The 22232-nt window shown below is 47.7% G+C and carries 18 protein-coding genes; 8 read left to right on the forward strand and 10 right to left on the reverse strand.

All coding sequences use genetic code 11. The features are described 5' to 3' along the window. Positions 1 to 49: 49 nt before the first annotated feature. Complete coding sequence (locus tag Q4526_RS12815) at positions 50 to 514, reverse strand: DUF2489 domain-containing protein (RefSeq protein WP_215977477.1); 465 nt, start codon at positions 512 to 514, stop codon at positions 50 to 52. Then, positions 507 to 2015, reverse strand: a complete 1509-nt coding sequence (gene rmuC, locus Q4526_RS12820; RefSeq protein WP_303609653.1) for a DNA recombination protein RmuC — start codon at positions 2013 to 2015, stop codon at positions 507 to 509. Before rmuC ends, Q4526_RS12815 begins: the two co-directional genes overlap by 8 nt. Before the next feature lie 107 nt (positions 2016 to 2122). Between rmuC and Q4526_RS12825 the strand changes: the two genes are divergently transcribed. Together Q4526_RS12825 and murI are read left to right on the forward strand one after the other, a co-directional pair. Beyond that, entirely contained in the window at positions 2123 to 2548 is a 426-nt protein-coding gene (locus Q4526_RS12825) for a tol-pal system YbgF family protein (RefSeq protein WP_215977478.1), read from the forward strand. After that, the gene (murI, locus tag Q4526_RS12830; protein WP_215977479.1) at positions 2541 to 3416 is read left to right on the forward strand and encodes a glutamate racemase; all 876 of its coding nucleotides are present in this window, start codon (positions 2541 to 2543) and stop codon (positions 3414 to 3416) included. Before Q4526_RS12825 ends, murI begins: the two co-directional genes overlap by 8 nt. Here murI and Q4526_RS12835 read toward each other — a convergent pair. Beyond that, entirely contained in the window at positions 3384 to 6305 is a 2922-nt protein-coding gene (locus Q4526_RS12835) for an EAL domain-containing protein (RefSeq protein ID WP_303609654.1), read from the reverse strand. The genes murI and Q4526_RS12835 overlap by 33 nt on opposite strands. A gap of 230 nt (positions 6306 to 6535) precedes the next feature. On the opposite strand from Q4526_RS12835, the gene Q4526_RS12840 reads away from it, so the two are divergent. From Q4526_RS12840 to Q4526_RS12850, 3 genes are all read left to right on the forward strand, one after another. Further along, positions 6536 to 9232, forward strand: a complete 2697-nt coding sequence (locus tag Q4526_RS12840; protein WP_215977481.1) for a PD-(D/E)XK nuclease family protein — start codon at positions 6536 to 6538, stop codon at positions 9230 to 9232. Then, positions 9229 to 12678, forward strand: coding sequence for an exodeoxyribonuclease V subunit beta (locus tag Q4526_RS12845; protein ID WP_215977482.1), 3450 nt, complete (start codon positions 9229 to 9231; stop codon positions 12676 to 12678). The genes Q4526_RS12840 and Q4526_RS12845 overlap by 4 nt, the downstream gene beginning before the upstream one ends. Positions 12679 to 12811: 133 nt before the next feature. Then, positions 12812 to 13900 (forward strand): 3-deoxy-7-phosphoheptulonate synthase, encoded by a 1089-nt coding sequence (locus tag Q4526_RS12850; protein WP_215977483.1) that lies wholly within the window; start codon positions 12812 to 12814, stop codon positions 13898 to 13900. A 95-nt stretch (positions 13901 to 13995) separates the two neighbouring features. Here Q4526_RS12850 and nfuA read toward each other — a convergent pair whose 3' ends face one another. The 3 genes from nfuA to Q4526_RS12865 form a co-directional block, all read right to left on the reverse strand. Beyond that, the gene (gene nfuA / locus Q4526_RS12855) at positions 13996 to 14583 is read right to left on the reverse strand and encodes a Fe-S biogenesis protein NfuA (protein ID WP_215977484.1); all 588 of its coding nucleotides are present in this window, start codon (positions 14581 to 14583) and stop codon (positions 13996 to 13998) included. Between the two features lie 135 nt (positions 14584 to 14718). After that, on the reverse strand, positions 14719 to 15510 hold the full coding sequence (locus Q4526_RS12860; RefSeq protein WP_215977485.1) for a potassium channel family protein: 792 nt from the start codon (positions 15508 to 15510) through the stop codon (positions 14719 to 14721). A 2-nt stretch (positions 15511 to 15512) separates the two neighbouring features. Beyond that, entirely contained in the window at positions 15513 to 16208 is a 696-nt protein-coding gene (locus Q4526_RS12865; protein ID WP_215977486.1) for an RluA family pseudouridine synthase, read from the reverse strand. Positions 16209 to 16327: 119 nt separating this feature from the next. On the opposite strand from Q4526_RS12865, the gene Q4526_RS12870 reads away from it, so the two are divergent. Beyond that, positions 16328 to 16588, forward strand: coding sequence for a DUF2970 domain-containing protein (locus tag Q4526_RS12870; protein ID WP_215977775.1), 261 nt, complete (start codon positions 16328 to 16330; stop codon positions 16586 to 16588). Between the two features lie 27 nt (positions 16589 to 16615). Here the strand turns inward: Q4526_RS12870 and Q4526_RS12875 are convergent, their stop codons facing one another. After that, on the reverse strand, positions 16616 to 17107 hold the full coding sequence (locus Q4526_RS12875; protein WP_215977487.1) for a MarR family winged helix-turn-helix transcriptional regulator: 492 nt from the start codon (positions 17105 to 17107) through the stop codon (positions 16616 to 16618). 513 nt (positions 17108 to 17620) lie between these two features. Here Q4526_RS12875 and Q4526_RS12880 point away from each other — a divergent pair. Continuing rightward, entirely contained in the window at positions 17621 to 19285 is a 1665-nt protein-coding gene (locus Q4526_RS12880; protein WP_215977488.1) for a nitrite/sulfite reductase, read from the forward strand. After that, on the forward strand, positions 19269 to 19775 hold the full coding sequence (locus Q4526_RS12885; RefSeq protein ID WP_215977489.1) for a DUF934 domain-containing protein: 507 nt from the start codon (positions 19269 to 19271) through the stop codon (positions 19773 to 19775). The genes Q4526_RS12880 and Q4526_RS12885 overlap by 17 nt, the downstream gene beginning before the upstream one ends. Before the next feature lie 139 nt (positions 19776 to 19914). Here the strand turns inward: Q4526_RS12885 and Q4526_RS12890 are convergent, their stop codons facing one another. From Q4526_RS12890 to Q4526_RS12900, 3 genes are read right to left on the reverse strand one after another with little or no spacing between them, the layout of a single operon-like run. Beyond that, on the reverse strand, positions 19915 to 20529 hold the full coding sequence (locus tag Q4526_RS12890) for a tRNA-(ms[2]io[6]A)-hydroxylase (protein ID WP_215977490.1): 615 nt from the start codon (positions 20527 to 20529) through the stop codon (positions 19915 to 19917). Beyond that, positions 20529 to 20999, reverse strand: coding sequence for a DUF1289 domain-containing protein (locus Q4526_RS12895; RefSeq protein ID WP_215977491.1), 471 nt, complete (start codon positions 20997 to 20999; stop codon positions 20529 to 20531). The genes Q4526_RS12890 and Q4526_RS12895 overlap by 1 nt, the downstream gene beginning before the upstream one ends. 53 nt (positions 21000 to 21052) lie before the next feature. Further along, complete coding sequence (locus tag Q4526_RS12900; RefSeq protein ID WP_215977492.1) at positions 21053 to 22003, reverse strand: SMP-30/gluconolactonase/LRE family protein; 951 nt, start codon at positions 22001 to 22003, stop codon at positions 21053 to 21055. Between the last annotated feature and the right edge of the window lie 229 nt (positions 22004 to 22232).

Genomic DNA, 22232 nt, shown 5'->3' on the forward strand with positions numbered 1-22232 from the left:
TCCATAAAATGTCATAAATCACTGGAGGGTGCTACACCCTCCAGCCATACTAAAAGTTCCGCCCAATAATTTCTTTTGCCGCCTTAAGCACGGCCTCCTGATGTCGCGCCTCGGCCGCCACTCTCTCTTTAGTTAATCGGCGTTTTTCCTGCTTGTCCAGCTTCTGCCATGCCTCAAGGAAAGGTATGTGGGATGTCGCTTCCCGGAGCTGATAGAACGCTGAAAATTCAGTATTCACTGCCGGGTCGACATCAAGGCTGTCTAACAGCATAGATATACGGATACTGGCTTCGGTAAGAGTGATGTCTTCACTACCAACGGCTTTTGCAATCACCTGGATGCTTGTGTTCACCCTACCCCTCTGGGCTTGTGTGGCCTCGTGCTGGCGTTCAATCTCATTGTGTTGCTGTAATCTCAGCTTTTTCAGCTTCCAAAGGTAGACGCCTGCTGTGATGGTTAATATTAGGATAATAAATAACGCTAACAATAATACCCATGCTGGAAACTCATTCATTGTTTTCATCCTGATTCGGTGATTGATTTATTGCACTGTGATAATGCTCGGGCATGATTTTCTTAGTTTTAGCGCCGAGCTTTTTCATATTGTCCACCTTGCGCAATAGATTGCCTCGGCCGAGTTGTAGTCGTCTTTGGGTTAAATCGAACGCCTTTTGGGTGCGGTCCAGGCCATCACCCACAGCCTCGAGAGACTCCAATAACAATATAAATTGATCGTGCAACGCACCCGCCTCATTGGCAATACGCTCAGCGTTACGGTTTTGCTTATCGTTGCGCCAAAGGTTCTCAATGGTGCGCAACATGGCAAGCAATGTCGTTGGACTCGTTAGAATTATATTTTTATTATACGCATCACTATAAAGTGACATGTCGTTTTGTAAGGCAAGCATAAAAGCGGCCTCGATGGGTACAAATATAAATACAAAATCGAGCCCTCGCACTTCAGGCAATTGCTCGTAGTCTTTGGCGCTTAAGTTTTTAATATGAGATTTAAAAGAGTTAATGTGCGCCTGCAAGTGTGTTTGGCGAGAATCTTCATTATCGGCGCTGCAATATTTCTCATAATGAGTCAAGGAAACTTTTGCGTCGATAACAATATGCTTCCCCTCAGGTAAATGAATGACAACATCAGGGATTTTCTTTTGCCCTTGCGCATCCTTCATTGACTGTTGTGTTTCGTATTCTCGTCCTTTTTGCAGGCCGGATTGCTCCAGTAATCGCTCTAAAATAACCTCACCCCAGTTGCCCTGTGATTTATTATTTCCTTTTAAAGCGTCGGCAAGCTGAATAGCGTCTTGACCAATTCTTTGAGCTTGTTTTTGTAGCTCAATGATTTGCCCAGCAAGTTTACTTCGGTCTGAGTTCTCTTTTTCATAGACATCTTCAACTTTTTTGCGAAAGGATTCGATTTGATTTTTAAATGGTTGTAGCGTGCCTGTTAATAAGTTTTGGCTGGTAGCATCAAACTGATGCGCTTTACGATCGAACAGTTTGTTGGCCGTATTCTCAAACTCCTTAGTCAGTGCCTGTTTGGCATCATCTAAAATAGCCAACTTTTCAATAGACTGACTTCGTTCACTGTCAAGCTCCGCCTCTAATTTAGCATTCGAGGCGGTTAAGGATACAAATTGGCGCTGTAGATTTTTATAATCATTTTGTAATTGTTCAAACTGCGCCAATTTGGTTTTCGCTGTGGTGTTAAATTCGCGCAGTGTTTCATGGCGCTGTTTGTACGCCTCCAATTCAGATCGAGCGCTTTGCAAGCTAAGCTGATGCCTAGATACACTTTCTTCCAGCATACTCATTTGATGTTGGTGGTCTTTATTGTTCAGGTTCGCGGCATGAGTGAGTTCTGATATTTGCGCTCTGTACTCTCGAATAAGACGGCTGGTGGGGCGAATATAGGTTAGCCAGAGTGCCAGAAGCAGTGTGAAGAGTACCACAGCGAATATAACCGCCATCTGACCATCAAAAATGTTTACAAATTGATCAAACATAGTGTTTTTTCACGGTTGAAGCTAAACAATCTTGTATTGTATCGCTATACTGTTGATGCATTGACTGATGTGTCTCAATTCTGCATAAAACAAAAAGATGCTATCGAATGAGTGACAACCTACTAACACGCCAAATTCGTCGATTCTGCGCTGATGGTTACCGTTTATACGACAAGGGCGAGTACAGGCTAGCATTGCGCTCATTCTATCAAGGGTGGCTTACAATCCCCAAACCCCAAATAGAACACCAACAAGCCGGCTGGGTACTAACCGCTATTGGAGATGCTTATTATAAGCTCAAACAATACGAGCAAGGGGTGGAGTCATTAATTTCGGCAACCCATTGCCCAGGTGGCGACAAGAGCCCTTTCGTCTATATGCGTTTAGGGCAATGCTTGTGGAATTTAAGACAAGATAGCGAAGCTCGGAAATACCTTTTTAAAGCCTACCGCATGCCCACTGGCAGCGACCTACTGGAGCAAGAAGACAGTCGTTATCTAACAGCCATAGCGGATTTATGCGAACATGGTTGAGCCCTACCCAAACATATTGGTTTTTGACTCAGGCGTCGGCGGACTGACTATTGTGCATGAGGTACGACAGCACTGCCCGTCGGTAGGCATAGATTATCTGTCTGATAATGCCGGTTTTCCCTATGGTACAAAATCCGAAGCCTTTGTTATTGATCGCTGCGTCCATTTAATACAACAAACTTTAGAGTTATCAGACAATCCCATCGATTTGGTGGTGGTTGCTTGTAACACGGCAAGCACTTTGGCCTTACCTAAGTTAAGAGAGGTCTTGGACCTACCCATTATCGGGGTTGTGCCGGCCATTAAGCCGGCAGCCGAACAATCTGCCAATCAGTATTTTGGTGTGCTGGCCACGCCAGGCACAGTCAACCGCCCCTACACTAAGCAGCTAATTCGTGAGTTTGCTTCCCACTGTACGGTTGTGTCGGTGGGTAGCTCAGAGCTTGTGCAAATTGCCGAGAATAAACTGAGAGGAGTCGAGCCAAACAAAGAGGCGCTTAACGCTATATTGGCCCCGCTATTGACTATATCTCGAGATAATCCAACACCCGAAAAACTAGACACCCTGGTGCTTGCCTGTACACACTTCCCCTGGTTAAAGACCGACATTGAAGCTGTTTTAGCCAGACCTATTCAGGTTATAGATTCGGGGCTAGCTATCGCCCGACGAGTAAGCTCTATTTTAAACCTCGACAATTCTCAAGAGCGAATATCGAACGTGTCTGCCACTAAGCAAGGGGTTTACTGGTATACCCAACCACCCGGATACAGTGACAGTAGGCCTGCGGCAACCACAAGTAAGACAAACTTCACCTTAAAGAACCGCCCCCTTGAATTAGCTTTCGCTGCTGGTCTCAGAGAACAATAAGGTCATAAAGTGGTCCATGGGCAATGGGCGACTATAATAAAAACCTTGACCAATATGACAGCCTCGCTGCGCCAAGAAATTATGCTGCTCCAGAGTCTCTACACCCTCTACAACCACTTCATAATTAAGGCTTTTAGCCATGGCAATAATGAGTGAGGTGATTTCACGGTCTTCTTCATCGCCGGGCAAATCCTGGACAAAACTTCGATCAATTTTCAAACAGGTTATAGGCAGCTTCTTAAGGTAACTTAACGAAGAATAGCCGGTACCAAAGTCATCAATTGCAATGCTGCAGCCGCGCTGGCGTATCTCACGAAGCTTTGCAATAACCGCTTCAGTATCTTCCATTAGTGTGCTTTCTGTTACTTCTAACTCCAGCAAAGATGGGTCTAACCCTGCTTCATTGATACAGGCATCTAATATTTTGATAAAGTCGGGCTCACTCAGTTGGCGCGCGGATAAATTCACTGATACGCCAAATTTTCGACCCAGCGCTTTTTGAATCCCTTTGGTTTGATAACACGCTGTTTTTAAAACCCATTTTCCAAGCGGTACAATTAATCCAGATTCTTCGGCTGCAGGAATAAAGTCACAAGGTGGCACTAAACCATGAATTGGATGATTCCAACGCACCAGAGCTTCTGCACCCACTATTTGACCGGTTGTATAGCTCACAAAAGGTTGATAGTACACTTCAAACTGACCACTTTTTAATGCTTGTCGCAACTCCCGCTCAATGGTTAGACGCTGCTCCACCACATGATTCATGTCCGCGGTATAAAACTGGAATGCATTGCGGCCTTTTTCTTTCGCCTGGTACATGGCAAGATCGGCGTTTTTCATTAGCACATCGATATCAACACTATCATCCGGAGCAATCGTAATACCGATACTGCCACCAGGTATGACTTCTTTAGTTTGAATATCGATAGGTTTGTTTAGAGCTTGAATAATCTTATCGGCCACTACATAGGCATATTGTGGACTTTCGACATGGTGCAGTAATACCGCGAACTCATCGCCACCAAGGCGAGCCACAACGTCCTCTTGCCTTAAGCACTCTCTTAGCCGACGTGAGACTTCTATAAGCAAGTAATCGCCCGACTCGTGGCCGAATGTATCGTTAATACGTTTAAAATGATCCAAATCAATATAGAACAGGGCCATTTTTTGACCGCTGCGAGACACTCGCCCGAGCGCTAGCTGCAGCTGTGATTTAAACAGTGTCCGGTTAGCCAAGCCTGTGAGATGATCGTAGTAAGCGAGTTTTTCAACTTCTTGTTGTTTTTCTTTTAAGTCAGTAATGTCTTGCCCGACACAAACATAATATTCAAGTTCTTGATCCGGGCCTAAGATGGCAGTTACGGTTTGCATTAGCCAGAATTTATGGCCACTGGCTGTGATCGCAAGGTATTCAGCTTGCCATTTGCCGGAATCCTCACTGTAAAATCCACGCAGAATTTGCTCTTCTAGCTTGGTTTGAATTTCTTGAAAGGATAGCTTCTGCTCATCGTTGGCATCAAACAGTAATGGGTCGAACTCTAATGGCATATTTGTGGAGTCATAGCCACTAATTTGCCAATATTGTGAGTTGGCATATTCAATTTTCCAATGCTTGTTGAGTATAACGACTAGACTGGCGCTATTTTCAATGGCGCTCATCAAACGTCGAGACTCTTGGCTTGCACGGTCTAGCAAGTCAAGCTTATCGTCCAAACCGTGAACTAGGCGACGTATTTGATCAAGCATGTTATTGATGCTACTGCCTAAGCGAGCTATTTCATCGTTCCCTTCTTCGGGTACACTCAACCCCCAATTGTGCTGATTGATTTTGCCGGTTGCATTGGCGAGTGCGACTACACGCCGAACCACATATCGTCTTATGCTGAAAAAAAGCACCACAAAAAGGAATGCCGCCCAAACAATAATATTGGTATAAGCACCGCGCATAGAGCTTTGGAAATTTTTTTCAATATACGACTGTGGATAGTAAAAGCTAATAAACCATTCCATGTTGTTGAACTTTTGAGCCACAATATTGAGTTCGTTGCCGCCACTAGTTACGGCCGCCATTTCACCCAATTCGACATCACCAGATACAACTGACTTCATATAGGCTTTAAAGCCACTTTGCGAGGCTTTAAGAATTGGGTAATGCTCACCAGTGGTAATATTCTGCTGGGGTGAGTCTCCGCTATGTATAATTAATTGTCCTTTCTCATCATAAATAAAAGAGTGTATTTGATTGCCGTCAGCATCTAATTGATTTAACTTGTCAATTAAGTAACTAATGTTAATGTCCCCACCAACAATGCCAATAAAGTCATCATTGATATAGACTGGATACAGCAGTGATATCATCCATGTTTGTGAATACTTATCGAAGTAAATTGGCGTCCACTGGGGGCTTCTACTAGGATTTTTTTCGGGTGCGGCTTCAGTGAAAAAGATTTCTTTCGTAACATCATGCTCGGGTAAGTGGCCAGTAACAATATTAACCGGCCAAACCCGAGATACATTATTATGGCTAATAAAATAAAAAGCGTTGAATGTTTGCTCAACGACTGGTGTTAGTGTTTCCCAGGTCTTACTACTAACGGATACCCATTTATTTACATCCTCGTTAATTTTACGAAAGCTCGGTACAAAAACGCCTGAGTATTCTTCAAATAAACGATAGGCTCCATCGGCGTCCCGGTACGGTCTTAAGTCGATAGCAGTGTCCGGAGAATACAGAGAGTGATTATCAATAAAAATCGAACGAGAAGCGGCCAAGATGTTGGCTCGTTGTTGGAGCTCATCCTGTAAAAATTGTATGTACCGAGTGGATAGACCCTGCAGACGATTATTATAGAGGGCCTCGATTCTTTGCGATTCTGCAAAACCCACACGAATAGCGCCTAGTATGCCACTTAAAATGACAAAACCGATCACAATCAATAGTAACTTAGTGCTCAATGAGCGATTTATAGCGTACAACGTAACTCCATGGCTTTTAAGTGGCGCCTAAATGTCATTCTATATCAAATTTAGCCCTTTGGGATGCCTACAGCAAAAATGTTGCGGTGCACTCCCTTACAGCTTTAAACTTTAAAACTTAACGCAATTATGGGATGGACATGTCAGCTATTTTAATGGATATCAGTGCTTTTGAGCCGGCACTGAGAGCGGGAAAACTGATTGTCACCGCCAACAATAGGCAGAAAAATCAGATACTTAGAGCCTTTAATAACCTGCAAAATAATCATTCATGGGTAGCTCCGCGGGTATTGACACTGAGCCAATGGCAGCAACAATTGTGGGCTCGTTATCAATTATCAGGCCTGCCAGATAATGACCTGTCTTTGATTGGCGCCCATCAGCGCGATTACCTCTGGCGAGTTGTGATCGAACACTACGCCACAGCTCAGCAATTGCTGCAATCCAATCGCCTGATTTCACAAGCAGAATCGGCCCGTATGGCGCTCGATGCCTGGCTTTGCCCAATACAAACCTTGCGTGAAGCGCAACAAACCAATGAGACCAGCCACCCATTTGATGTGTGGTATTTAGCCTATCATAAAGCTTTAGCCGACTATCGACTATCCACCGAAGAAAACATTCAACACCTGTTAATTCATGCTATAAACGCCGGCCACCTACCCTTTGAAGAGGGTGCCCTACTCTACGGTTTTGATGACTTTACCCCATTGGTCACCCAATTTATTCAGGCGGCGCTGCCAAATGCGGAAACAATAACCTCTCAAACCAACCCAAATCAGGTTCACCTGCAAGCGCTCACCGATACCCCAGATGAAATATTGCAGGCGGCGTTATGGTCGAATCGTATCCTACAGCGACAACCGGATGCCGTTATTGGGGTTGTTATCCCTAATTTAGGTCAAATCCGGCATCAGGTGGAAGGTATTTTTCAATCGATTTTCTCGCCGCTGCAACCGATGCCCACAACCCCTGCTGAAGTTGCTCCCTATAACTTTTCGGCTGGCACCCCTCTGGCGGACACTCCTATCATTGATGCTGCACTGATGCTGGCACAAGGGCTATTGAAAAAACACAACTTAACCTCGGCCTGTGACTTTATTGGCAATCGGTATATTGGCCAATATTCGATCGAGTGGCGAACACGGCAACAAGCGATTAATCAAATTCGCAAAAAAGCTGCCCAGCAGTATTCGCTAGGCAGTATCCGACAAGTATTTAGTGATTTGCCAGACATTGAAAGTGACAGCGAGGAGCTCTACACGTTACAACGCTGCTTAGTGAAAGTGGCGTCTCAATCTAGAAATTGGAATGCACAGAAAAAATTTCATCACTGGAAGCAAGAACTTCTTCAATTACTGAATTTATTTTATTGGCCGGGTGATCGTGTTTTAAACAGCATGGAGCATCAGCAAGTAGCCATGTTTTATCAAGTACTAGAGGAGTTAGATACTCTGAGCTTGGTGCACCCTATTTGCAGTTTTTGGGATTACCTGGAAGCGTTGAGTAATACGCTTCGCCGTACCCCTTTTCAGGCGCAAACACCAGACTCCCCCATTCAAATTTTAGGCACGCTAGAAGCGGCTGGGTTACAATTCACGGATTTATGGGTTATGGGTATGCACAATGGCGCCTGGCCACCGGCGGCCAGCCCCAACCCTTTGTTGCCGGTACAACTGCAACGTGACTGGGGTATGCCTAAATCGAGCTCAGAACGTGAGCTCAACTATGCAGCTCGCTTGACCCAGCGCTTGTTACATAGTGCTCCACAAGTGGTTTTCAGCTATCCCACCATCAGTGGCGACCGGCATTTACAAGTAAGCCGAATCATTGAGGAGCTTTGCCCTGCACACTCGATGAATGAGGTTGTGCTCACAGAGCAAAGTACTCAGCAAAAAAACTATTTAACCGTATCGACATTATCCAAGCTTGAAATCGTTAACTGTGAATACGCACCCGCCTTACCACCTGGCCGCCTACCTGGCGGCACCGGAATACTCAAGATGCAGGCCACCTGCCCGTTCTCGGCGCTGGCTAAATTTCGTTTGGGAGCCAGAGCCTTTGATGAACCAATCCTGGGTTTGTCAGCTTTAGACCGTGGCAATATTTTGCATCAAATTCTGGCTGATTTTTGGCAAACCGTCGGCAACAAAGCTGCGCTCATCGATATGTCAGAGGAGAAAATCCAGCAATTGTTTGCAAGCTTAATCGACCCGGTCTTAGCGAAGGCTAACAACCAATTGAATCAAACCTTAGGGCCGCGTTTTATCGCAAAAGAAAAAATACGTCTCATTAAATTATTGAATAAATGGATTGACGAGGAACGACAGCGGCCTGACTTTACAGTAACCGCGATAGAGCAGCTCTACGCTATTGATTTATCCGGTTACCAACTGAACGTACAAGTGGACCGAATAGACACCTTAGATGGGAAAGGCACACTGATTATCGACTATAAAACCGGGGCGACAGCCACTAAGAACTGGCAGGCAGCGAGTTTTTTTGACCCACAGTTACCGCTCTATGCCTGTGAAATCAACCCTTCAGAGGTGCAAGGAATTAGTTTCGCCACACTCAACAGCCATTCAACCGCTTTTACCGGTTGGGGCGACAACATAAGTATTAAGGGTATAAGCGAACCAGAGAGTGAATCTTGGCAGGCGCAACTGCAAGTTTGGCGAGAACAGCTATCGGGCTTGTTGAATGAAATAACCACGGGGTATGCGCCTGTGGATTACCGCTTTGAACAAAGTAAAAGATTTGAACAAGACCTTATCAGCTTAAACCGTATTAATGAACACAGTGAACTCGATCGCTGGAGCCAAAACCGCCCATGAATACAATCGTACAGCCTAGTGATCACGTTGCACGCGAAGAAGCGCTTAATCCGGAGCGCTCTTTTGCCGTATCAGCTCCCGCCGGTTCTGGTAAAACTGGCCTTTTAACGCACCGCTTACTCAAGTTATTGCTAACCGTAAAAAGTCCTGAACAAGTACTCGCCATCACCTTTACTAACAAAGCTGCGAGCGAGATGCAAGAGCGTGTGCTCCACGCATTAATTGATGCACGCGACAACGCCATGCCGGGGCAAGCTCATCAACAATCACTTTGGCAAACTGCCAAAGACGTTTTAGCCCGAGACAGCGAGTTGAATTGGCAGTTATTAAACAACCCCAACCGGCTAAAAATACTGACCATCGATGGCTTATCTCGCTCTATCGTCTCGCAGTTGCCTATTGACAGTAAATTGGGTGGTGCGCCTGACAACTTAGATGACCCAGAGAGTGCTTACCGGGAAGCAGCGCAAAATTTATTAAGCGAAATGGAGGCCGATAACGCCACCGGCGAGGCTTTAATCGAGCTTGCAGCACACTTAGATAATCAGCTGGAAAAGGTCGTTGAACTTCTTGTTCGCCTATTGGGCAAACGCGAACAGTGGTTACCTTTAATTATGTCGGTAAACGGCGAATCCGCAAGACAATCTCTCGAAAGCTCTCTCGAACAAGTCGTTGAGGAGCATCTTGCTTATCTGACGGAGCTGTTATGGCCAGTGCAATCCGACATAGGCCAATTACTGGACGGAATTGGTAGCTATTTAGCAGAGGAGGATCCCGACAACCCTTACACGTGCTTTAAGGGGACCATTGGTTTACCCGCCGCTCAAGTTGATAAGTACAACCTGTGGCAAGCCTTGGGGCAAATCTTTTTAAGCTCAAGTGGCGACTACCGTAAGCGACAAGATAAACGTACCGGATTCCCTGCCGGCAAAGTGGGAAAACCACTTAAAGATAAGTTTTTAATGATCGTAGAGACTTTGCAAGATTGCGCCCCCGAGGCTCTACTAGCCTTGCGTGAGATCAAAACGTTACCTGCATTTCGTTATAGCGATAATGAGTGGGCAATATTAAATGCACTGTCTCAAATTCTACCCCGTTTAGTGGCGCAATTATGGGTGGTTTTCGCCGCGCGTGGCGCTAGTGATTTTACCGAAGTGGCATTGGCCGCTTTGCACGCTTTAAAAGATGAAGAGCAAGTCAGCGATATACTTTTAAAGCTGGATCATCAAATTCAACATATTTTAATCGATGAATTTCAAGACACGTCATTACCACAATTTGAATTATTAGAAAAATTAACCACTGGTTGGGAGGCAGGCGACGGTCGAACACTATTTCTAGTCGGCGACGGCATGCAATCGTGCTACGGCTTTCGCAATGCCAATGTGGGTTTGTTTTTAAAAGCCAGGCGTCAAGGAATCGGTGATTTAACGTTGCACCCGCTGGATTTGACCGTTAACTTTCGTTCGCAAGCAGGCGTTGTAGATTGGGTCAACCAAACGTTTGCCCAGGCATTTCCTTCACAGGATGACATTTCCCGGGGGGCCGTCAAATACAATCCCTCTGACGCTTTTAAGCCCAAGACGCAAGAGCCGGCGGTGGTTACCTATCTCAGTCATTTCGATTCGGCCATTGTTAACAAAGATCAAGCCCGTCAGCGAGAAGCTGAGCATATTGTCGATTTAATTATTCAAACTCAAGAACGTAGGCCCGATGCATCCATTGCGGTATTAGGTCGGGCGCGCTCGCATTTGCAATTAATCATGCAAGAGCTGGGAAAACGTCGCCTGGATTATATTGCCCAGGATATGGAGTCACTGGCTGGACGCATGGTTATTATTGACCTGCTTACCTTAACCCGAGTGATGCTGCAGCCCGATAATCGAATTGCCTGGTTATCGCTTTTGCGCACGCCTTGGGTTGGACTGAATCATTTTGATTTATGCACACTTGTGGGTGAACCTGACCGCGAGGCCAAAGATCGCGACATTCAGGGCTTTGAGTTTATCTGGCAGATCTTGCAAAACGACGAGCGTTTACAGCAGCTATCCAATGACGGACAAATGATTTGTACTCGGTTAGTAACAACTCTCAAGTCGAGCTTTTCACAATCGGGGCGAAAATCCTTAGCCAGTTGGATTTATGGCACATGGTTGGCCCTTGGCGGCCCGGCCGGACTTCTTCGCGATTCGGACCATCGTGATGCCGAACAATATTTCAACCTACTTCAAAACCACGATAGCGCTGGCAGAATTACCGACTGGCCAGCGTTTGACCGTGCAATTGAAAAGCTCTTCTCAGACACGGCCAATGCACACAGCAACATCCAATTAATGACCCTGCACAAATCAAAAGGGCTTGAGTTTGATACCGTGTTTATTGCCGGTCTAGACCGCCGCTCAGCCAATGATGACAAACAACTTATACTCTGGCGAGAACGTCTCGATCTACAGGGGCAGGCTCATTTGCTATTGAGCCCGGTGGCCCCTACAGGCGATGATCAAGGGGCCCTTTATCAACATCTAAAATACGAACAAAAGCTACAAAGTGAATATGAGTTGACCCGCTTGTTTTATGTGGGCTGCACCCGCGCGATTGAAAACCTTTATTTAACCGGCTGCGTTCAAACAACGGAACCATCCGACGGCGAAGCTCCCGTCCCGGCCAACACCAAGCCTCAGGGATTGTTAAAACAACTGTGGCCACTGCTGGAAACAACACTCAAATTTATTGCGCCCAGCCCCGAACGCAACCAATCGTCACAGGCGCCATCCAGCCACCCGGGGACATATATTCGACGACTGCAAGCGAACTGGAGCTGCCCGGCCCTGGCGGACAACCCTACCTTGGCCCATCTACGCACCGAGACACCGCCGCCTGAAAATGCACGCAACCTGCCAGAATATGAGCCTAAACATGCTCGTTTGTTGCGAATTACCGGCACTCTAATTCACAGTATATTCGAGCAATTGTGCCTTGCCGGGCTACCTGATGAGACAGAAACTTATTGCCTTAATCGGGAAAAGGCTTGGCGATCCATTTTGTTGAAAAGCGGTGTTTTGCCCGAAGATCAAAATCAATGCATCGAGATTGCCCGCCACGCCATCACCCAGGCACTCAGTACCCGCACTGGGTGTTGGCTGTTAAATAATCAGCATGAGTCGAGCCTAACCGAGCTAGAGCTTTATTCTAAATCACAGACCGCGACTCGACGCCATGTGATTGACCGGACATTTATTGAGCGCGATACGCGCTGGATTATTGATTATAAAACCACCCAAAAAGAGCCAGACGAAGCCTTGGAGAGTTTTGTGACCCGCTTAAAAGAGGAATACAGGCCCCAGCTAGAGCGATATCGCGACCTATTCTCAGGTTCAGAGCACACCCTACAATGCGCTATTTACAATCCTCTACTGCCCGAGGAGCACGCATTGATTCTCTATTAAGTCCAATTTGGCGAATATAGCCAAAACAAATAGCGACAATTGCTAAAAACATCCACAAAACACCGTTAAATTTCAGTAGAATAGCCCCATGAACCCATTATGGGTGGTTAACATAGCGATAACTGGAAAGCGAATGTCACACGAAGTTACAGAAAATGCCGTTGATGACGTCAACGTAGTCTCTCAAGAGTTGTTGATTTCTCCCGCAGAATTAAAGCGCGAGCTGCCCTTATCCGACGCGGCTCGTAAAGTAATCACCGAAGGTCGCCAGACGATTCGCAATATTCTGGAGCGCAAAGACGACAGAATATTTGTGGTTATAGGCCCCTGCTCTATCCACGATGTCGAAGCCGCCAAAGACTACGCCGCCCGGCTGAAGAAAATTGCCGAAGAGGTTAGCGACACGATTTACATCGTAATGCGTGTTTACTTTGAAAAGCCTCGCACTACGGTAGGCTGGAAAGGTTTGATCAACGACCCTTACTTGAACGATTCCTTCAAAATTCAAGAAGGCTTGCATATTGGTCGTAAGCTCTTACTCGACATCGCCGAGCTTGGTCTGCCGACGGCTACCGAAGCGCTGGACCCAATTTCACCTCAGTACCTGCAAGACCTAATCAGCTGGTCTGCCATTGGTGCGCGTACCACTGAGTCGCAAACTCACCGCGAAATGGCCAGCGGCCTGTCTTCTGCGGTCGGCTTCAAAAATGGCACCGACGGCAGCCTAACCGTGGCCATTAACGCCTTGCAATCGGTATCTAAGCCGCACCGCTTCCTCGGTATTAACGCCGACGGTCAGGTTTCTATTATTCACACCCAAGGCAATGGTTACGGGCATGTGGTATTGCGCGGCGGCAATGGTAAGCCCAATTACGACTCTGTTAGTGTTGCCATGTGCGAAGACGAGCTGAACTCAGCTAAAGTTGTGCCCAACGTTATGGTTGACTGTAGCCACGCCAACTCCAACAAAGATCACAACCTACAGCCATTGGTTATGGACAATGTGGCCAACCAAATTGTGGATGGCAATAAGTCCATTATCGGCCTGATGGTTGAGAGTAATATAGGCGCCGGCAACCAAAAGATTCCAGATGACTTAAGCCAATTGGAATACGGTGTTTCGGTAACGGATGCTTGTATTGACTGGGAAGCCACCGAAAAAGCCTTGCGCTCTATGCGAGACAAGATCAAGCCGGCACTGGCTCAACGCAATAAGTCGTAAACGACTTATTGCGAGTTAAGACTCGCAGGCATTAAAAAAGGGGCGCATTTAGCGCCCCTTTTTTAATGCCGGTCGTTATGGCGATACGTTAGCCATTAATAATAAGCTTGGGTGCGATCAGTGTGGTCGGTTATATCGCGTATGCCTTTTAACTCTGGCAGTTTATCCATTAGGGCGACTTCCACCCCATTTTTGAGGGTCATATCCACTGCACTACACCCCTGACAACCGCCGCCAAAGCGTAAAATAGCGTAGCCATCATCGGTTATTTCCACCAGGCTTACTTCTCCGCCATGTGCTGCTAGCCCCGGGTTTACCTCGTTGTACAGAATATAACTAATCCGATCTTCGAGAGGACTGTCATCAGTAACCTGTGGCATTTTGGAGTTGGGGGCGCGGATAGTAAGCTGACCACCCATTTTATCGGCTGAATAGTCTACTTTCGCATCTTTCAAAAAAGGCAGGCTGCGCTCTTCAAACAGCGCATTAAAACCTTCTAGCTCCATGCTGACATCGCCTTCTTTTTCTTCCCCCGGACGACAATAAGCGATACAGGTTTCAGCCTTGGCTGTGCCTGGGTTAGCGACGAACATACGGATGCCCATACCGTCATTGTTTTCCTGCTTTTGCAGGAGCTCTTTCAGGTACTGCTGGGCGGAAGGTGTGATATCAACTGCAACCATAACTATTCTACTTACCTAGATACTTGATCAAATTACTCAGGTATTTTACTCGAATTCGCGCCATATTGAAAATACTGTGGATCCGTCAAAACATTTATTTACTCCACGGGCGCTCAAGGGCCACCCAGCCAGAGTTTAATTCTTCTTTTTAATCTCATCTTCTTCAAATCGACCGCGCTGCATGGCGTCGCTAAAAGCCGACGCCAATATACCGGTAGGCATTGCCACCAGTGCGATGCCCGCAATAGCAGTCAGCCCGGCCAGCACCTTGCCCAAATGCGTTATTGGGTAAACATCGCCGTAACCCACGGTGGTAAACGTAATCACCGACCACCAGAGCGCTCGTGGAATGCTGCCAAATGCCTCGGGTTGAACATCACCCTCCACAAAATAGAGCAGAATTGAGGCAAACACCATAAAACTCAGTGCAATAATCATACTGATGGAGAGCTCGTAGCCGCGCGAGCGCACCGCCACATTAATTCGGTGAACCGCCCGTGAAAAGCGCCCAAACTTGGCAAGGCGCACAATACGTAACAAACGAACAAAACGCAGGAGTAAAGTCTGGGGGCCGACCACCCCTAGCAGCAAAGGCAAAACCGCCAATAAGTCGAGTACGGCCGCGGGCGACAGTAGGTACGCCAAGCGGCCTTTAAACGGGTGACGATAGTGGCGATTTTCCACGCAGCACCAAACCCGAACGATATACTCCACGAGAAAGACACTGCTGAACACAAGCTCGAGGCCATGAATTAAAGCCTCGCGGCCCTCGCGCACCCCAGGCTCAGTTTCCAGTATCGCCAAGGTAGAAGACAGGGCAATCAGTGCGCATATCACCCAGTTAAATGGCGATAAGCCATAACCCCAGGCTTTTGGTTCCAGCTGAAAATAGAGCCACACACGCAAGCGGCCAAGAGAGTGACGCATTGCTAGATACTCCGCCAAAATGGCCGTTCGGCGACGCCTGAAACCTCCGAATCATCATGCGGATGGGTAAAGCGCAGCTCACTGGCGTGTAATAGTAGTCGGTCGGCTAGCGCTCGCGTCGCCTCGGGCGCGTAAAACTCACACCCCAGTATAGGACACCCCAAGTGAGCCATATGCAAACGCAGTTGGTGTGAACGCCCTGTTTTGGGTTCGAGTGCCACCAAGCTACGATTGAGCGCCTCGTCAAACGCTAATACTTTGTAGTGAGTCACCGATGGCTTACCTTCGGGGTCAATTTTACACTTGGGCCGGTTTTCGGCATCGGGGGCAATGGGCAGATTTATAACGCCGCTCTGCTCTGGCGGGCCCCCCGCTACTACCGCGTAGTAGAGTTTGAAGGTTTGCCGCTCCTGAAATTGGCGGGCTATTTTGGCGTGCGCGGGCTTATTGAGAGCGACGACCATAATACCGGAAGTGTCAAAATCGAGGCGATGCACGATACTGACCGTGGGGTACTCCAGCTGCAGGCGCGACGCCACACAGTCATGATTGGCTGGGTTGCGACCGGGGACTGAAAGCAGCCCAGCAGGCTTTTCGATCAATAAAAAGTCTTTATCGCGCCGTAAAATGCGCACCGGATCGTGGCATTTGGGTAAAACGGTCAACTGATCGGCCGCAGGTGGAGTATTATTGTTCATGCACGGATCTTATAAATAATGGGATTTTCATGCCGGCAACCGAGCCAAGAGCGGATGACACAAGCTATGATAGAATTTAGCAACAGTTTACCCTATCTGACCTGATGGATAACCCCGAAATGCAAACTCGCAATGACACAAATGCCCACGTTGAGCCTCACACTGAAGCTCCGTCCACTAAAGAGAATAAGCCTCTGGGGTTTGCTCAGGTAGTGCTCAGCACGCTGGCAGCAGCGCTGGGTGTACAGAGCAATAAAAATCGAGAGCGAGACTTTTCGGGCGGCAACTTAAAAGTTTATATTGTCTCAGGTGTGATATTTATGGGTATTTTTATTGGCGGCTTGGTGGTACTGGTCAATTATTTACTGGCTAGTCACTGACTTACCCCAACCACCAGCAACGGCCGGTTAGTCGATATTGCGCCACTGGCGACTCGATTCAATACCCCCTTCACGCAGCAGTTTTTGAATGTGCGTTTTGAACACTCGAACCTCTGTGGCCGGCAATTGCGCTAAAAAGCGCTGTTGATGCTGCATGGCTAACTGGTCTATTTGCTGCATTTTACTTTCACCCAAGGCGGTAAGAGCAATGCGTACGCAGCGGCGATCACCATCATCGTGGACCCGTGTCAGCAATTCTTTTTCAGCCAAACGGTCCAGTAGTCTTGTCACCGCAGAACGATCGATACCGATACTGTCGGCAATTTGAGCAGGTGTGTCGGCCTCACCGTGGGCGAGCACATTTAAGCTCAACCACTGTGGCCAGGTAATGGATTGCTCCACAAGGGCTTCATTAAAGGTTTCACGCATAGAGCTGGCCAAGCGGTTTACCCAGTAAATAAGGCTATTATGGGCTTGTAAACGGCCGCTATCGGTTAGGTCAGAGTCAGTTGGCTTCATGCGGTAGGAATATCAAATATGGGGGAAGTTCTGCCGCAGCCTGTAGCCCCGGCAGAGAGTCAAAACACCGATTACTGACCGCTGATCCAAAAAATACAAGCGGTTACAAAAACAGCAATAAGACATAGTGCCGCAACTGCATCAGCCACACCATCACCCTGCTCTTGCATTTCAATTTGATCATTCATTGTTTTTATTCTCCCAGTTATTTATATGATTTTTCGAGTTTTTATGTGCCGAGTAGGTCATTTTGGGCACAATTTCCATTAACTACAATCCATGCAGTGACACTCCAATGGTTATTTCTTATACAGAATCTTATCCTGCTGCGCAAGGTTTTGAGCCCATATAACTAATGTTTAGCTTTATATAGAAAACAATTCGTTCAAAATCCGCAGCTTAACTGCTATGTTGCGCGTTTTTCAGCTCTCGCGAATACGGCCATTTTGCTGTATCCTTGCGCGCCTGCGGAACCCCAAATAGGGGGTCATTTCAGTAACGGTACACTGATTTATGTATATATACGACAAATATGACCACGACATCTTAAGCCAACGCGTGGCTCAGTTTCGTGACCAAACCCGTCGCTACCTTGACGGTAGCTTAAGTGAAGCTGAGTTTTTGCCCTTGCGCTTACAAAACGGCCTGTATGTACAGCGTCTAGCGCCTATGCTGCGAATTAATGTGCCCTACGGCATGTTAAACACCACTCAACTACGCCGTTTGGCCCGCATAGCGCGAGATTACGACAAAGGCTATTGTCACGTCAGTACTCGTCAAAATATTCAGTACAACTGGCCAGATCTAGAGCAAGTGCCTGACATTCTGGCGGAGCTGGCTGAGGTTGAGATGCACGGCACCCAATCCAGTGGTAACTGTATACGCAACATTACCTCGGACCAGTTTGCAGGCACTGCCCCCGATGAGGTAGTCGACCCACGCCCTTACTGTGAAATTATTCGTCAGTGGTCAAGTTTTCACCCTGAATTTGCCTTTTTGCCACGCAAGTTCAAAATTGCCATTTCAGGTTCTGAGCTAGATCGCGCAGCCATTCAGGTTCACGATATTGGCTTGCAATTGGTGACCGACAATAATGGCGAGATCGGATTTAAAGTAATCGTCGGTGGCGGCTTGGGTCGTACACCCGTTATCGGCAGTGTTATTCGTGAGTTTTTGCCTCGCCTGGAAGTATTGAACTACCTGGAAGCTATTTTGCGGGTGTACAACTTGCACGGGCGCCGCGATAACAAATTTAAAGCACGCATTAAAATATTAGTGCGCGCCATGGGTGCCGATGTTTTTGCCGAAGCGGTAGAGCAAGAATGGCAGCAAATTAAAGAGTCGCCCAGCACCCTACGCGATGAAGATTTCGACAATGCGAAAGCCTTCTTCACTGAGCCCGCCTATGAAACGCTCAATGACGATGCCGTGCAAACCGCTCTCGAGCAGCAATCGGCCGACAATCGCGCCTTTAGCAAATGGCTTGAGCGCAATGTACGCCCCCACAAAGTAGCCGGCTACGCGGCGGTTACCCTGTCCCTGAAGCCGACAGGGATTGCACCGGGCGATATCACCGATGGTCAATTGGAAGTCATCGCCGACCTGGCCGATCAATATAGCTTTAGTGAAGTGCGCACCACACATGAACAAAACATGGTGCTGGCCGATGTGAAAAAGTCGGATCTGTTTGCCTTGTGGGAGGCGGCCCGATCTGCGGGCTTTGCAACACCGAATATCGGCACCCTTACTGATATTATCTGCTGCCCCGGCGGCGATTTTTGTTCTCTGGCCAATGCCAAATCCATCCCTATTGCCGAGGCAATTCAGCGTCAGTTTAGCGATCTCGATTACGTCTATGATCTGGGCGACCTGGACCTGAATATCTCGGGCTGTATGAACGCCTGCGGTCACCACCATGTGGGACATATTGGCATTCTCGGTGTGGACAAAAAAGGTCAGGAGTTTTATCAGGTGATGCTGGGAGGCAACGCCGGTAATAACGCATCGCTGGCCAAAGTATTAGGTCCGGCTTTTGGCGCTGACGACATGCCCCAAGTGGTACAAAAGGTAGTGGATGTCTTTTTAGAAAACCGCACCGAAGAAGAACTATTTATCGATACTTATCAGCGTATCGGTATCACCCCTTTTAAGGAGCGAGTTTATGCCAAAGCTAGTTAAAGACGGCGCGATCACGGAAGACCAATGGACCTTACTCGACAAACCCGATGACAGCCCCGAAGCGGTTGTGATTCCGGCCGGTTGCGTTATTGTGCCTTTATCGGTGTGGCAAGCACAGAAAGATAGCCTGACTCACCGCTCTGACATTGGCGTTTGGATCGATAGCGACGAAAGCGCTTTTGATCTCGGTGAAGATGCAAGCACACTGCCTCTGGTGGCGGTTAATTTCCCGGGCTTTATGGATGGTCGCGCCTTTTCAACTGCGCGCTTATTGCGCGAGCGCTTTCATTTTGGTGGCGAGCTTCGCGCTATCGGCGCTTTTATTCGCGATCAAATGGGTTATTTGTCCCGCTGTGGTGTTAACGCTTTTCAGTTTGAAGACGAAAGCATCGATTTAACCGAAGCCATGAAATCACTCAATGATTTCACCGAGTATTACCAGGCCAGCGTGAACCAGCCCCAGCCGTTATTTCGCCGTCGCAGCGCTTAACAACGCCAAGGTGGTCCTGCAGTAAAAAGCAGAGCATTCACAATCAAAAAAGCCGATCAGTTTTAAAAACTGATCGGCTTTTTTGTGGATAGATATTACAGACAGTAGCAGTAAAAGTGATTTAATGTTTTGCTGCCAGCTAGGCTTGTGCCTCTACCGGGCCACTGTGGAAACGAAATTCATCATCCTCACCCATGACTAAGGTTTGCTCCAATAGCAAAAAGTGCTCTACCCGTTCTGCAATGGATTCATCTCCTGCGGCTTTTTGTGCAAGCTGTAAATAGTCTTGAAAATGACGCGCCTCGGACTTTAATAAAGACAAATAAAACTTTTGTAGCTCATCGTCTAAAAATGGCGCCAGCTTGGCGAATCGCTCGCAGGATCTCGCCTCTATAATGGCTCCCACAATAAGGGTATCAATCAAGCGCGCGGGCTCGTGGGTACGCACAGGCTTACGCAATTCGGCGGCATAGCGAGCCGCGCTGATTTGCTCATAAGCGATACCGCGTGACTGCATAATAGCAATCACCTGCTCAAAGTGACGCAACTCCTCGCGGGCTAGGCGCGACATTTTGTTGAGCAGCTCGAAATCGGATACATAGCGATACATAAGCTGTATTGCCGTCGATGCCGCCTTTTTTTCGCAGTTGGCATGATCCAGCAATAGAATTGCCGGATTGGCAATAGCATTGTCAATCCAGCCCTGGGGAGTTTCGCACTTTAGGAAGTCGGTGATCGGAGTAATATCAGTCATTAAAATTGCTCGGTAGCGGCCAAACCTGGCGCGATATATCGTTCATAGTAGGCGCAAGAGAGTGCATAAAAATCTTTATCAATATCATCGCGTATAGTGGGCAGGGGCAGATCGCGCCAAGGCGTGTTGAGCTGCAAACCATAATCGGCAAGTGTCGCAATCTGACTGGCCCCTGCTCGCAATAAATCGAAAACCCAGCAATACGGTGACTGCTCGGGTTTAAAGTTAATTTGCTGATGCTCGATTTGGGTTAACAGGAGAGCTTCGTCGACGATGGTAAAGCGATTAGCCACCAACTGAGTCAAGTAGCCCTCCAGCCTTTGCGCGATAATTTGACGCTGAGCTTCGGTATAACCGTTCCAGTGAATCACTTCATGGGAAAAACGCTTACACCCCCGGCAGACGCTATCACCAATGCCTGTTGAACAAATACCAACACAGGGGGTTTTTACAGGGTTGAATACAGACATGGGACTCCGCTAACACAAACCAACAGCCTGCATTTTATCACTCGCAGCTTGGTTCAGTAAGGCATTCCCGCTACATCCAGCTCAATTTCCCACAGCGCACCCATACCGGTCACATAAAGTGTGGTGCCCTGCACTCCGCCAAACGCTGCATTGGTCACATTGGCATCAAACTGGGCATCGGCAATTTGTTCTCCGGCGGCGCTAAACACCCGCATTCTTTGAGCGGTATGCTCGGTTACATAGATATTACCCAGGCAATCCACCGCCATACCATCGGGTACGGTAATGTCTGAGGCAAAAGTACGCTGCGAATAAGGTAAATCGCCGCTCAAATCATAAGCTCGGACAAAGCCATGTTCGCCGCCACCAGCCACATACAAAGTGGTTTGATCCGGGCTTAGGGCAATACCATTGGGATTAGCTATGGTGTCGTCAATCAGCGTTACTTCGCCGTTTTTAACCTGATATACACCGGTGACGGGCTGACCGCCGGGGGCGGCTGCGCGCTGAAAGTCAGGGTCGGTAAAAAACAGGCTGCCATCGCGGGCAAGGGTTAAATCATTGGGGGAGTTAAACACATTGGCCTGATACTCGCTCGCCACGGGGGTCGCTTTACCCGATTCGATATCTAGCTGGACCACCGCTTTGTGTTTGTGTGCCCCGGCCAAAAGCTGGCCCTGCCCGTCGATCGCCAAGCCGTTAGAGCCTGAGTCTTTTATGGCGACAGACAAGGTCTGACCATCGTAAGCCAGCACCTTGGAGGGAAAGCCCTCAGAAAACAAAAAATGCGAAAAGTACAGTGTGTTATTGTGCCATACCGGCCCCTCATACAAGCCTGCTGCTGTGTTATCCGCCACACTCAGGCGTTGTGGCTGTAGCGATCCTTGTGGTGCCTTGCCTGCCGGGGCCGTACAAATCCCCTCCCCGGCCAAAGCCATGGAAGAGGCAACTAACGAGGCTATAAATAATCCACTGCAAAGAGTGATTTTTTGAATACGGTGCATGGGCTCTCCTTATGATTGTTATGGCATCGGGCCGCTGACTTTAGCGAATAGGGCCCAACGCTTTGACAGCATAATAGCAAAATGATTGCGCTATCACAGCTAATTTATAACCCAATAGCGAGCTTTGACCACGAGCCCATAACGGTTTCTGTTGAAAATAAATGACGTATGAGTACGTTGCAGCACTTTATCGCACCACTGAGACCTGCCGGCGCCCCTTTACAGCAAC

The organism is Gilvimarinus sp. 2_MG-2023 (assembly GCF_030547685.1).
In the GTDB taxonomy this organism is placed as follows: Bacteria; Pseudomonadota; Gammaproteobacteria; order Pseudomonadales; family Cellvibrionaceae; genus Gilvimarinus.